This is a genomic window from Autumnicola patrickiae (assembly GCF_031846525.1).
Lineage (GTDB): Bacteria > Bacteroidota > Bacteroidia > Flavobacteriales > Flavobacteriaceae > Autumnicola > Autumnicola patrickiae.
The window spans coordinates 150,639-163,530 of sequence record NZ_JAVRHM010000003.1 but is presented as its reverse complement, the minus strand read 5'-3'; the positions used below and the strand labels follow the sequence as shown (position 1 = coordinate 163,530).

At 39.8% G+C, this 12,892-nt stretch carries 9 protein-coding genes; 6 read left to right on the top strand and 3 right to left on the bottom strand.

The features are described 5' to 3' along the window. Positions 1 to 295 precede the first annotated feature (295 nt). Positions 296 to 778, bottom strand: a complete 483-nt coding sequence (locus RM549_RS04340) for a YciE/YciF ferroxidase family protein (protein ID WP_311682000.1) — start codon at positions 776 to 778, stop codon at positions 296 to 298. Between the two features lie 268 nt (positions 779 to 1,046). On the opposite strand from RM549_RS04340, the gene RM549_RS04335 reads away from it, so the two are divergent. Both RM549_RS04335 and RM549_RS04330 read left to right on the top strand, forming a co-directional pair. Beyond that, a complete protein-coding gene (locus tag RM549_RS04335) occupies positions 1,047 to 2,270 on the top strand; it encodes an exonuclease SbcCD subunit D C-terminal domain-containing protein (RefSeq protein WP_311681999.1) in 1,224 nt (407 codons plus the stop codon). Next, positions 2,267 to 5,293 carry an AAA family ATPase gene (locus tag RM549_RS04330; RefSeq protein ID WP_311681995.1) on the top strand — a complete coding sequence of 1,009 codons (3,027 nt, stop codon included), beginning with the start codon at positions 2,267 to 2,269 and terminating at the stop codon, positions 5,291 to 5,293. The genes RM549_RS04335 and RM549_RS04330 overlap by 4 nt, the downstream gene beginning before the upstream one ends. A 209-nt stretch (positions 5,294 to 5,502) precedes the next feature. On the opposite strand, the gene trhA is transcribed toward RM549_RS04330, so the two are convergent. Further along, positions 5,503 to 6,153 (bottom strand): PAQR family membrane homeostasis protein TrhA, encoded by a 651-nt coding sequence (gene trhA, locus RM549_RS04325; RefSeq protein WP_311681980.1) that lies wholly within the window; start codon positions 6,151 to 6,153, stop codon positions 5,503 to 5,505. Between the two features lie 85 nt (positions 6,154 to 6,238). Further along, complete coding sequence (gene serA / locus RM549_RS04320) at positions 6,239 to 8,131, bottom strand: phosphoglycerate dehydrogenase (protein ID WP_311681973.1); 1,893 nt, start codon at positions 8,129 to 8,131, stop codon at positions 6,239 to 6,241. 216 nt (positions 8,132 to 8,347) lie between these two features. Here serA and RM549_RS04315 point away from each other — a divergent pair, with 216 nt between their 5' ends. From RM549_RS04315 to RM549_RS04300, 4 genes are all read left to right on the top strand, one after another. Beyond that, positions 8,348 to 9,160, top strand: a complete 813-nt coding sequence (locus RM549_RS04315) for an SDR family NAD(P)-dependent oxidoreductase (protein WP_311681966.1) — start codon at positions 8,348 to 8,350, stop codon at positions 9,158 to 9,160. Beyond that, a complete protein-coding gene (locus RM549_RS04310) occupies positions 9,160 to 10,137 on the top strand; it encodes an NAD-dependent epimerase/dehydratase family protein (RefSeq protein WP_311681959.1) in 978 nt (325 codons plus the stop codon). Before RM549_RS04315 ends, RM549_RS04310 begins: the two co-directional genes overlap by 1 nt. A gap of 90 nt (positions 10,138 to 10,227) precedes the next feature. Next, on the top strand, positions 10,228 to 11,304 hold the full coding sequence (locus RM549_RS04305; protein WP_311681952.1) for an SGNH/GDSL hydrolase family protein: 1,077 nt from the start codon (positions 10,228 to 10,230) through the stop codon (positions 11,302 to 11,304). Continuing rightward, positions 11,304 to 12,683: a sialate O-acetylesterase gene (locus tag RM549_RS04300; RefSeq protein ID WP_311681944.1), complete on the top strand. Its 1,380-nt coding sequence runs from the start codon at positions 11,304 to 11,306 to the stop codon at positions 12,681 to 12,683. Before RM549_RS04305 ends, RM549_RS04300 begins: the two co-directional genes overlap by 1 nt. The last annotated feature ends 209 nt before the right edge of the window (positions 12,684 to 12,892 follow it).

Here is a 12,892-nt window from a genome sequence, read left to right as displayed (position 1 = left end):
AAGTATCTAGATTTAACTTTTTTAACCTGATTCCCAACGGTCAGAAATTTTGGCATAATATTTTCTTTTAGGAAAAAACCTCCGAAAGACTTAAAATATTAATACTTCTTATTAATACCCTTCAACAAAAGAATTATTGGGAAAGCGTGGAAAAAGTTAAAATATGTTATTTTTTCAATTACTTTGTCTTCAGCAGAAGGAGGTATGTTGAACTCCTTTGATGTTCTAACCAAAAAAAATCAGCATAAGAAAAGCCCGCTTTCGCAGGCTTTCACATTATAAATTCAACAGAAAATTATTTTGCCTCTTTATTAAGACGTCCTTCTGCCAGTTTATTAAGCTTTTCATCAGCTCCATATTCCTGGTCCAAAGTTTTCTTCAGTTTTTTAGCAATATCGTCATGACCCAATTCTTTTGCATAGCGAACTGCAGTACCATAACCGGAAATTTCATAATGCTCCACACGTTGTGCTTCGGCTACTAAACCTGCATCTTTTACATCTTCCTCTGCATCTTCTTTAATGAATTCTTCAGCTTCTTTTATAAGTCCCTTCATGGCCTTACACTCTTCACCGGTTGGTTTGATTCCAAGTTCATCACAAATCTCTTTGATCCGCTTTTGATGCTCTTTGGTTTCTTCCAGGTGGCTTTCAAAAGCTTTCTTCAGTTTATCATCCTTGGCAGTTTTTGCCATTTTAGGCAAAGCCTCTATTAATTGAGATTCTGCACTATACAGGTCCTTTAGCTGATGTTCAAATAAATCTTTCAAATTTTTCATAACTGCTTATTTAAATTATTGGTTATAATTATAAAATTAGGCACGATTCCCAATCCTTTCAGTTAAATGGTTAATAATACTTTGTTGTATTTGTATTAAATTATTCTTGTTATAATCTTCCCCTTCGGAAGAGGAAGTTTTTAGAAAATTTGCTGTTGTCTCTTCAATTGAAAATGGAGGTAAGAATCAGGTGCATTTCTTTAAAGAACAACATATAAATAATATCTTTCAGCTTCTGAAAATCTCTTACGCATAAGCTGAAAATTATATGAAAATCCTCCATACCGCCGACTGGCATATTGGCAAGAAATTACATAAACATGATCTTTCACAGGATTTTGAGCTCTTTATTCACTGGCTCTCCGGTACTATTGAAAAGGAAAAAGTAGACGTCCTGCTTGTCTCGGGAGATGTTTTTGATCTTGCCAATCCTTCTTCGGAAGCCCGGAAACAGTATTACAAAGCGCTCATGGAACTTAGAAAGCTGGATTGCAAAATCATCCTTACCGGAGGCAACCACGATTCCCCGGCGATGCTGGATGCACCCAGGGAAATTCTTCGGGAGCTGGATATGCATGTCATTGGAGGTTTGCCTGAAAATCTTAAGGACGCCATTATTCCGGTAAATGGAAAAGACGGAAAACCAGAGCTGGTAATCGCTGCCCTACCCTATTTGAGGGATTCAGATTTGCGCAGCGCGAATGATGGTTATTCGTACGATGACCGATTGGAAGCCATCAGGAGAGGCATTCAGGGGATCTTTGCACAGGCAGCCGATATTTGCCAAAAACAATACCTGGCTTTACCGGCACTTGCCATGGGACATTTATTTGCTGCAGGTTCTGAAACTTCAGAAAGTGAAAGAGATATCCAGATTGGGAATCAGGCGGCATTTAATGCGCTTCAGTTTGGAGAATACTTTAGTTACATCGCCCTTGGCCACATCCATAAACCCCAAAAAGTCTCTGCTGCCGTGCCAACTTACTATAGCGGATCTCCGCTTCAGCTTTCGTTCAGCGAAAGAAAAGATGATAAGCGGGTGCTGCTTATAGATTCTGAAAATGGCTGGATTCCGGAAAGTATACCTGTGCCCTCCTTTCGAAAATTATTGAAAATCTCGGGAACTGTGGAGGAATTACACTTTAAGCTGGATGCTCTGGAAATTCATCAGAACCTTGATTCTTTAATTGAAGTGGAACTGAAAGAAGAAAATTACGACGCGACAAAAATTTATTTACTCGACGAGCTGGTCACGAATTTCAAAATTAAGGGTTATGAAATTGTAAAACACCGGGCCACCTTTAAAAATCAGGTAAAATCTGCCGGTGCACTTTATGAAAATTCACAGCAGCTGGAAGATTTAAAACCGAAGGAGGTTTTTTCAAAGCTTGTAGATGAGCATCAATACGACGAAGAAACAAGGAACGAGCTCCTTGCTGCCTTTGACGAATTACTGGAAGAAGTGGAAAATAGTAAAAACGAAGAAAAATGAAGATTTTAAGAATAGAATTTCAGAATATAAATTCGCTGAAGGGCAGTTACATAATTGATTTTACAGAGGCGCCTTTCACTTCCAGTTCTTTGTTCGCCATCACCGGTCCTACAGGAAGTGGAAAAAGCACCATCCTGGATGTAATTTCTCTGGCGCTGTTCAATCATGTGCCCCGCCTGGGAAAGATCACAAAAAATGAGATCCTTTCTAAAGGCGCCATCCTTACCCGAAATCAAAAGGAGGCATTGGCGGCGGTTACTTATCAATGTAAAAGCGGCATTTTTCGCTCCCAGTGGAGTATTTCCACTAATCGGAATGACAATCTGAGGGATTATGAAATGGAGATCCTGGAAGAAGCTTCGGGAAAGATCCTGGATGTGAAGAAATCTGATATTCCGGGGAAAAACGAGGAGCTGATCGGACTCAATTACAACCAGTTTATAAAATCTGTTTTGCTGGCGCAGGGAGAATTTGCGCAGTTTTTAAAGGCTAAAAAAGAAGAGCGTGGGGAATTACTGGAAAAGATCACCGGCACCGGGATTTACCGAAAACTTGGAATTAAGGCTTTTGAAAAAAACCGTGCGGTAAACCAGGACATCCAGGAACAGCAAAATGAAATAAAAATTATTCAGCAGAAATTGCTGGAGGAAGAAATCCTGAAAGATCACAAAGAGCAATTTCAGAAGAAAACGAGTGCCTGCGAGAATTTTCAGAAGGAAATTGATGTCCTGAACAAAGCTTTGGAGCTTAAGGATACTATTGAAAAACAGAAAAAGGAGATTTTCCGGCTGGAAACTCAGAAAACTGAAGCTTTGGAGCGTCTGAAAACTTTTGAAAAAGAACACGGATTGCCACTAAAGCAACATGAAAAAGTTCAGGATTTTTCTGATGATCTAAGGGAATGGAATCAGTTAAAAAAGGAGATTTTAAGGCTGAGAGATGAATTAAAAAACATTCGGGAAAGGCAGCAGGAAAACCTTCAAAAAGCCGATGCTCAAAAAAGGCAAATATCGACTTTTATACATGCGGAAGTTACTGCTGAAGATCTTTCAGAAAAACTCCAGGCATTTACCAGGAAAATCCAGGAGTTGCAGGAGCAAAAAAAGGAAAAATTGAGTGAATATTCTTATCAGAAGTCTCAGTTTTTATCAGAATTAAGAGAAGTTCCGTTTCAGCTCAATGAAAAAGACCTTCTGGAAAGTCTGCAGGAATTGAAGGAGCTGAAAACAGAAGCAGGTCGAAAATTGGCAAATTTGAGCACCGACCTTAAAGCGCTGGACCTTCAGCATCCGGAAAAAGAAAAAGAGAAAATTCAGAAACATTTAAAACTGGCCCGGGAAGCGACGCGGGATTTCTTCAGTATCGAAAAAGCTTCAGAAGAAATAGGAAAACTGAATGCAGAGAAAGAAATAGTCACGCCAAAGCTTAAAATTCTTCCGGAAGAGATAAAAAATGCAGAAAACACTTCAGAAAAACTTAAAAATCAGCTTGAAAATTTCAATTTAAAGAAGGAAAATCAGCTACTTCGAGCCAATTTGGAAGAACACCGGCTGAATTTAAAAAATGGAGAAGCTTGCCCTCTTTGTGGTGCGCTCGAACATCCTTTTGCCGAAGATTTACCCGAAAAAGACAACACTCTGGAGAGCGAAATTGGCAAAACTGAGAAAGAATTACAGGAATGGAACCGGAAACTAAACACTGCAGCCCTGAATTTTAAAATTCTCCAGGATCGACTGCTAGAGCTGGATAAAAATCTTAAAGACGCGGAGAAAAAGGTCGGGCAGCAAAAATTGCAATTTTCGGAAAAATACGCAGCACTCCCCCAGGGCGAAACCAGTGCAGAATGGGAAAAAAACTGCAACTCTTTTGAGAATCAGCTTCACCAATTAGAGCAGTACGAAAAAGGGCAAAAAACAGCGGCGGAGATTTCTGCAGGAATTCCTGCGCTGGAAAAACTTATAGAAATCCTGCAGGAAGGGAAGGATTTAAAGCAAAAACTTGACAAGTTATATAAAGGAGATGATATTTTTCATGATAGTCAGCAGCTTCAGAATCGATGGATAGGTAATCATGAGGAAAAAAAGAGTTTATTCTCGAAAAACCAGGAACTGAGCAAAGCACTGGAAGAAAAAGAGGCTGCAAAATCTAAATTGGAAGTGGCTCTTTCTACAAAAGTGACTGCACAGGGTTTTGAAGCCATTGAGGAGGCTTTTAAAGCGGTAATGCCAGATGCAGAGTGTAACGCGCTGCGATCTGAACGGGAAACTGTTCGAAAGCAAATTGACAATACGGTTGCTTCTCAAAAAATCCTGAATGAACAGCTGGAAACCTTCAGAAAAATGGACGTGGAAAAAGAAAGGGAGGCCGTCGCACAGGAGCTGAAAGCGCAAAAGCAACGATTTCAGAATATCAGCGACGAGTGCAAGGAAATCCACCGCATCATCAAAAATCACGACGAAGACCTGGAGCGCCTCACAGAATTAAAATCTGAAATTGCCGAAAAAGAGAAGCTGACCAAAAGATGGCGACTGCTAAATGAGCTTATTGGGGATTCTAAAGGAAAGAATTTCAACGATTTCGCTCAGGATCTGAGTCTGAGTCAGTTACTCCAACTCGCCAACGTACGCCTTAAAGACCTCAGCGACCGTTACCACATCGATAAACCCGAAGAGGAGGAAGACGACGGGCTCGTAGCGATAGACGAACACATGGGCGGACAGCGACGATCTGTAAAAACACTTTCGGGCGGGGAAACTTTTATCCTCAGTTTATCCATGGCTTTGGCTTTATCAGATCTTGCTTCTAAAAATGTGGAAATAACCAGCCTTTTTATAGATGAAGGCTTTGGAACACTGGACCCCGAAACTTTGGACCAAACGCTTGACACATTGGAAAAACTGCAGGCGGAATCTTCAAAAACGATTGGAATTATTAGTCATGTGGATTCTTTGAAAGAGCGCATAGCTACACAAATTCGATTAACAAGGAACGGACAGGGATATAGTAGTTTGGAGGTGAGTTAGAAGCAAAGTTAAAAAGTCAAAGAGTAAAAAGTTAAAAAGTTGAAAGCTCAAATTCTTTTGTGGAGTACTCTCTAAAATTCTATTTTAAATGTTGAAACTCTACACTTCTTTTTCCTGTCACGAATACATAAATATGCAATATCTTTTTCGGCAAAAAGTCTTCCGCAGAAAATTCAGCTAAATTTTCACTATTCACTATTTACTACTCACTATTCCGTTGGAAGCACATAATAGTAGATAGAAATAAAGTGGCAAAAAGTGCCGAATAGCACAAACAGGTGAAATATTGCGTGGTTGAATTTTATACGGTTCAGGCTGAAAAGAACAGCACCTATCGTGTATGAAATTCCGCCGGCGACAAGCCACATTAGTCCGTTAAAGCTAAGATTTTCCAATAGTGGTTTTACTGCAAAAACAATGATCCAGCCCATTACCACATACATAATGGTAGAAAGTGTTTGATACTTTCCGGTGAAGAATATTTTTAGGATAATGCCTACCAGCGCGAGTCCCCAAACTACTCCAAAGATAATCCAACCAATGATTCCGTCTAATGTAACCAGTGCAAATGGGGTATAAGTTCCTGCTATAAGTACGTAAATGGACGCGTGGTCAAGGATATTCAGTTTTACCCGAAATCTATGTTTCTTTGCGCTGTGATAAAGTGTGGAAGCGGCGTATAAGAGTACCATGCTTGCCCCAAAGATCAGAAAGCTAACCAGGTGCACCGTTTCCCCGTAATCTTTGGCACGGAGGATAAGAAGAATTAATCCAAGAATACTCAGCCCAAAGCCAAAGGCATGGGAAATGACATTCAGTTTCTCCTCGAAAGGAGGATAAGTATTCGGATTCTGATCCACAGCAAAAGGAGTTTTTAAACAATCTTCAGAATAAATTTAAAGCATATTCTGAAGATTGTCAACCTCTTTTGCTTAAAGATAACTTTTAGTAAAGCACCCTGAATTTGATTGTGCCTTCTATTCCTTTTAATTCCTTGATCACATCAGCATCATATGCCTTGTCAATATCTGTAATCACATAACCAACGGTTTCATTGGTCTTAAGATACTGCCCAACGATATTAATATCGTTTGCAGCAAGAGTCTTGTTGATATGTGCGATAATACCAGGCTTGTTATGATGGATATGAATAAGCCTGTGGGCATTTTCAAGACTTGGCAACTGCAGATTAGGGAAGTTTACAGAATTAGTTGTGCCGCCGGTGTTGATATAATCAATGATTTTCCCCGGAACAAAATTCCCAATATTCTCCTGAGCTTCCTGGGTACTACCACCAATATGCGGAGTTAAAATCACATTTGGCAAGCCGCAAAGTTCAGATTCAAATTTTTCATTATTGGTTTTTGGCTCCTTTGGAAATACATCTATTCCTGCTCCTTTAATTTTTCCGGAAGAAATATGCTTTTTAAGTGCTTCAACATCTACCACCTGTCCCCTGCTCAAATTCAGAAGAATAGAACCGTCCCTCATTTGCTGAAATTGTTCTTCACCTATAAGATTTTGATTCGAGGCTCTTCCGTCTACATGAAGGGTTACAATTTCCACGGTTTCAAGAAGTTCCTGAAGGCTGCTGCATTTAGTAGCATTTCCCAGGGCAAGTCTCTCTACCAGGTCATAGTAATAAACATCAAAACCTATCGCCTCTGCCACAACAGAAAGTTGTGCTCCAATATTTCCGTAGCCAACAATTCCCAGCTTTTTACCGCGAATCTCGTAGCTTCCGGAAGCGGATTTATTCCATTTTCCCTGGTGCATCTCGGCAATACGATCAGGAAGATTTCGCATAAGAAGGATAATCTCACCAATTGCCAATTCTACCACAGAACGCGTGTTACTGTAAGGAGCGTTAAAAACGGCAACTCCTTTCTTAAGACATTCCTCCAGGTCTATCTGGTTGGTCCCGATACAAAAAGCACCAACTGCAATAAGTCGTTGTGCATTGTCAAGCACCTTTTTGGTAAGTTGCGTTTTGGAACGGATTCCCAAAACAGAAACATCTTTAATTTTTTCAGCTAATTCATCTTCATCCATTCCGCCGGCATAAGTGGACACATTGTAACCTTCTTTTTTCATGATGGCTACAGCATCTTCATGCACGTTTTCAAGAAGTAAAACTTTAATTCGGTTTTTTGGATAAGAAATAGCTTTATTCATTTTATGTAGATATAAGAATTCATCAAGACTCGGGGTAATATGATCTGCCTTTGCAGTCACTTTATCCCTTGATACGTTTTCAGTAAATGCGTAGAATTTATTGGCAAGGCCTGCCGCTTTAATTTCATAATCTGTGTACCCATCGCCAATCACATACACATCACCCTTAAGCTCCAGTGCTTTTAACTGCTCTACCTTACCGTTATTTGAAGAAAGCACATTGTCCTTATCAAAGCCCACAATCTTACCATCATCATCAAACATAAAACTATTGGCAAAGACATTTTCCTCTTTTATCCCGTACTGGGAAACAATAGGTACTATAAATTCCTTAAAACCATTCGAAAGAATAAAGATGTTATCTTTGTTTTCCTGGAAAAAATCTTCATTTCTTACAAAAGAAGAAGAAACTTTTCCTTTAAGGCTTTCAATAAGCGGTTCGAGATGGCTTTTTTCTGCCTGCAGTAATTCGAGACGTTTTTGAATAGATTCCCTTAGAGATAAACCTCCCTCCATTCCTCTGTCTGTTAAACTCTTTAGATCAGCAAGAAGTTGCTCACGATTTGGCTTTCCCGACAATGAAATTTCACCTAAAATATCCAGGGCTTCTACCTGGGTAAATGTACTGTCAAAATCTATTACGTAATTCCTATTGGTTTCCATGCAGAATACTATCTTCAGGTTTTAATAATAAGCCCCAAAACTAAGATTTTTAGCGCATTTATAAGCACTTCAAAAAATTATATCTGAAGCTTTTATCGTTTTTACACAAATTAGAGAAAATCGTTAAATACATTTAATTTTAAATGCACTATTAGGGATATGAATTATGAAAAAGATAAGTTTTAAAGTAAATTTGTTGCTTTTAATGAACTAGTAATGAATAAAACCAGAAACGGAAAACCGGGACGTTTCGCACTAATCACCGGTGCAAGCAGAGGCCTTGGAAAAGCCTTTGCATTTGATCTCGCTAAACGGCAAAGAAACTTAATCCTGGTAAGTTTACCTGGAGAGGGCCTGGAACAGGTAGCAGAAGAAATCCGGAAAACCGGATGCGAAGCTCATTTTTACGAAACAGATCTCACAGATAAACAGAATGTCCTGGAACTTACCGCATGGATAAATAATAATTTTAACCTCGACATCCTTATTAACAATGCAGGTTTTGGAGGTAACAAAAGATTTTTGGAAGCAGGTGCAGATTATATCGACCAGATGATTCAGCTTAATGTAAAGGCTACTTCCATTATTACCCACCAAATCCTTCCCAATCTGCTTAAAAGCGAGCAATCTTATGTGTTGAATGTTTCCAGCATGGCGGCAATGAGTCCTATAGCTTACAAGACGGTTTATCCCGCTTCAAAAGCTTTTGTACACAGTTTTACCCGAAGTCTTCAAAATGAGTTTTCAGATAAAGGTGTATTTTTTAGCGTATTAAATCCGGGACCTATTAAAACAAACGGAGACGTTTCCTCGAGAATTGACAAGCAAGGGATGCGCACGAAAATACTTGTTCTTCCGCCAGAAGAAATTGCCCGTCTTTCTATAGATCAACTCTTCAGCGGAAAAAAAATTATAAAACTGAATTGGGCACATCGCTTTGGCTGGTTCCTCCTGCACGTTTTACCTGTTTCGGTTAAGATGTCTATCCTGAGCAATAATGCCCTGAAGGAAATTGAAAACGCCGACTAATGAAGCTGCTTATTACCGGGGCTAACGGCTTACTGGCAACCAATACAATTAAATACTTCCTTGAGCTGGGCCACGAAGTAAAAGGACTTTTAAGAAGCAAAGAAAAGTTTGTGCTCCCGCCACATCCTAAGCTCGAATTGGTTCAAGGGGATATTACCGAGCCTTCTGCTGTAGAGAATGCTGTAAAAGATTGCGATGCCGTGATACATATAGCGGCTCTTACCTCCCCGGATTTGCCAAATTACGACAGCTACTATAAAGTGAATGTTGCCGGGAGTGAAAACTTGGTGAAAGCCGCGATAAAATTTAAGCTGAAAAAGTTTATCTACGTTAGCTCGGCAAATACTATGGGTTTTGGTTCTTCAGAAAATCCCGGAACAGAAACTACTCCGCTTAAACCTCCTTTTACAGAATCCCTATACGCAAAAAGCAAACTGGAAGCCCAGCAAAAGCTGTTCTCATATGCTGATAAGATTGCTATTGTAACGGTGAATCCCACCTTTATGTTGGGGCCTTATGATGGAAAACCCAGTTCTGGAGAAATTATCCTGATGGGCTACCGGAAAAAATTTATTTTTTATCCTCCCGGCGGAAAGAATTTTGTGGATGTTCGTGATGCTGCCAGGGGAATAAGTGCTGCTTTAAAAAAAGGTAAAAACCGGGAAATTTATCTTCTTGCAGGGCAAAATCTGAGTTATAAGGAGTTTTTTCAGAAACTGGTAAAAAAACGTACAGGAGCTAAATCGGTAATGATTAAAGTACCAAAACCCTTACTCCTAATCGCAGGTTACGCTGGTGATTTTCTTCGGAAGCTGAACGTGAAAACTTCAGCTTCATCTGCAAATATGAAAATTCTATGCGTGAAAAATTATTACTCCGCTAAAAAAGCAGAGGAAGAACTAGATGTGCATTTTCATCCTATTGGCGACGCGATAGAAGATGCTATTGCGTGGTTTCAGAAGAATGGCAAGTTGTAATTTTGAATCTTCCAGCAGCAATAAAATCGGGAATTTCTTCCCGGCATATGAGGAAATCCTGTAGTTTAGTAACTACAAAAAAAACTTTCCATGATTCGAAGATTTTTGCTGCTACTCTTGCTCATTTGTGCAGGCTGTAACGAAGCTAAAAAGAAACCTCAACATTTTACCGCTGTAAATGATTCTTACCACTATTCCGGCAGAATTGAAAAAATAAATGATACCACAGTTGCTCTTATAAACTCCGGCGCTTCAGTACAAATTCAGGTTTCGGGAGACAGTGTCAGTGTTTTGTTAAGCGGAGAAAATGAACAACCGCTTTTTGCAAATATCGAGCTGAATGAAAAATATCTCGGACGTTTTCGTACCGACGAGCCTATAAAAATTGATTTACCAGATTCTACCAACACTAATTCCTTAACCATTTATAAGGCTACGGAAGCCACTACCGGCACACTTTATTTCCACGGAATAACAGCCGACAAAATAAGTAGTCCGAAGATTAAAGATCGTCCAAAAATTGAATTTATCGGTAATTCAATCACTTGCGGAATGGGAGCCGATACTGAAGAATATCCTTGCGATACGGGAGAATGGTATTTCCAGCATAATGCTTATCTCGCATATGGTCAAAGGGTTGCGAGGGCTTTAGATGTAGATTTCGAGTTGTCCTGTGTTTCAGGAATGGGAATGTACCGTAACTGGAATGACGAAGATCAGCCTGTGATGCCGGACGTATATGAAAATCTTTATTTGAATAACGACGGTTCTAAAAAAGCAAATTTTAAGGAAGCTCCTGAAGTAGTAAGTATTGCCCTTGGCACAAATGATCTTTCCCTTGGCGATGGTGAAAAAGAACGAGCCGATTTTAATCAGGAAAAATTTACTTCGAATTATATAAAGTTCGTAAAAATGATCTTCGAAAAGTATCCGGAGGTGAAAATTGCCCTTTTAACCAGCCCTATGGTCAGCGGCGAAAACAATGAAATGTTAGTGGAATCGCTGCAAAAGGTAAAAGAAAATTTTCCCGATCACGAAATAAAGGATTTTGAATTTGAAGCGGTAACTCCGCATGGCTGCGGCTATCATCCCGATATTGAGGACCATAAACAGATGGCAGCGCAACTCATTCCGTTTTTTAACGATCTACTTCAAAATAATTTATAATGAAACTGAAATTCTTTTTTTTTCTGCTTTTCACCCTGAGTAGTGTCCCTAATTTTGCAAATATCAGCCTTCCGGAAATATTTTCAGATAATATGGTATTGCAGCGCAATTCCGAGGTAAAAATCTGGGGATGGGCAAAGCCGGGTGAGAAGATCCGGTTAAGCACAAGCTGGAGCAATAAAGAAATTAGTACGAAAGCCGATAGAAATGGCAATTGGCAGCTCATTCTCTCCACTCCAGACGTAAGAGGCAGCCAGGAAATAACAATTTCAGGATATAACGAGGTAAAACTTAAGAATGTACTTTTAGGCGAAGTCTGGCTGGTTTCAGGACAATCGAATATGGAATGGAGCGCGGGCGCAGGCATCACAAATGCTGAAGAAGCTATTGCAGGAGCAGAAAACGATCAAATCAGGTTCTTTTCTGTAGCCCATCGCACTGCAGGGAATCCGCAGCAGGATTTGGATGGCAGCTGGGTGCAGAGCACGCCGGAGACGATGAAAAATTTTAGTGCCGTGGCTTATTTCTTCGGAAAAAAACTTCAGGAGGAACTTGGCGTGCCTGTAGGGCTGATCAATTCGAGTTGGGGTGGTACTCCTGCTGAAGTCTGGATTCCTGCAGAAGCAATTGCAAGTAACGACAGCCTTGCAAAAGCAGCCAAAATGCTTCCCGATGAACGTTGGGGACCAAACGAACCCGGACTTTTGTACAACGCGATGATTGCTCCTCTTGTTCGGTTTAAAATTCAGGGGGTTTTATGGTATCAGGGAGAGTCCAACACCAGTAATTCCGATTATTATGAGCAGATTTTTTCTACATTAATTAGAAGCTGGCGAGAGCAATGGGGAACAGAGTTTCCTTTCTACTATGCTCAAATAGCACCTTATGAATACGGAGATAATTTTTCCGGTGTGGAAATACGAGATGCACAGCGCAAAGTGCGAAAATTGCCAAAAACCGAGATGATCATGACCAGCGATATTGGAAATATTAAGGATATCCACCCTCGGAATAAGCTGGATGTAGGATTAAGGTTTGCCAATCTCGCACTTGCAGATCACTATGGAAAAGAAGTTGATAACGCTTATGCTCCACAATTCCAAAAAGCAGAAAAAGAAGGCAATAAAGTCACTATTTACTTTGAACATGCTGAAAAATTAAATTTTGACAAGGCAAATAAGAAGTCACAATTTGAACTTGCCGGTGAAAATGGTCAATTTCATCCTGCCAACGTAAAAATTGAAGGCAACACTATTATTTTAAAGACGAATAAAGTAAAAGAACCAAAACAGGTTAGGTTTTCCTGGGGAAATACGAGTACTTCAAATGTTTTTAATGAAGCAGGACTGCCTGTATCTAGTTTTAAGGAAGAATTATAGCAATTTTCAACCGGAGAAAAGAGCAAAGAGCGCTACGCTGCAAAAGGCAGCATCGTTTTTTGCCAATTATCGGCCTTCATTTCGCATGAAACTGTGGATAAAGTTGAAGAGAGGCTGCGACAAGCTCTGCCTGCCTGTTCTGCTTGTTTTAAAAAGCAGAAGACGTCTATAAAACAAAACTCCTGCATCATTGACACAGGAGTTTGTTT